At 68.7% G+C, this 1,031-nt stretch carries 1 protein-coding gene; it reads left to right on the forward strand.

Annotated elements, in window-relative coordinates; translation table 11 throughout:
* Positions 1-60: 60 nt before the first annotated feature.
* Positions 61-894, forward strand: coding sequence for a transposase family protein (locus RB628_RS40815; RefSeq protein WP_318325695.1), 834 nt, complete (start codon positions 61-63; stop codon positions 892-894).
* Positions 895-1,031: the final 137 nt, after the last annotated feature.

Genomic DNA, 1,031 nt, shown 5'->3' on the forward strand with positions numbered 1-1,031 from the left:
CGGCCGGACGGGCCGATTCCGGCCGTAACGCGAGGGCCCCCGGCGGGAGTTGGTAGATGTGTGAGCAAAAACCAGCCCGCCGAGGACACTCAGGAAGTTGTCTACCAGGTCCGCCTCCCGCTGTCGAAGCGGACCATCAGCCTCGTCGCCGACCTGATACGCCGGCGCCGGAACCAGATGCGCTCGCCCTGGCGCAAGGCCGAACCCGGCCGGCAGGCCGTCATCGTGCTCGCTGTCCTGCGCCACGACCAGCGCCTGGCCGACATGGCCGGCGGCAACGGTGTCGGGGAGTCCACCGTCCGCCGCTGGGTGAAGGAAGTCGTCAAGCTGCTGGCCGCCCGCGCCCCGCGCCTGGACCGGGCGTTGAAGAAGATCGCCCGCAGCGGCGGGGTCGTGGTCCTCCTCGACGGCACCCTGATCCGCACCCACCGCCGCACCGGGAAGGACGACCGGAAGAACTACTCAGGCAAGCACAAGGCCCATGGCCTGCTGTTTCTCGCGCTGACCGACGAGAAGGGCAACCTGATCTGGATCTCCGCGGCCAAGCCCGGCCGGTCCAGCGAGATCACCACCGCCCGCCACAACAAGATCACCGGACACCTGCGGGAAGCCGGCCTCGGCGCCCTGGCCGACCTCGGCTTCGTCGGCCTCGACGACAAACCCGACGACGACCCGGTGATCATCACCGGCCGCAAGGCCACCCGCAACCACCAGCTGACCGCTGCCGAGAAGGAGACGAACCGCCTGGTCAGCCGCGAACGCGCCGCCAACGAACACGGCTTCGCGAACCTCAAGTCATGGCGGACCCTGACCAAGCTCCGCACCGACACCCGGCAGGCCACCACACTCCTGCGAGCCCTGCTCGTCCTGGCGAACAGCGAAGTACAGCGGTGACGAGACGGGCGGACGATCTCGCCCCGACGATCATGCCGCCTACCAGCGTGAGGACCTCACCGGTGGATCACGCCAGCCCCACTGCCGAGTAGCCGAGGGGAATCTCACCCCTCGGCTCTCACAGAACCGTGCGTAAT

The sequence above is a fragment of the Streptomyces sp. ADMS genome (assembly GCF_033441795.1).
In the GTDB taxonomy this organism is placed as follows: Bacteria; Actinomycetota; Actinomycetes; order Streptomycetales; family Streptomycetaceae; genus Streptomyces.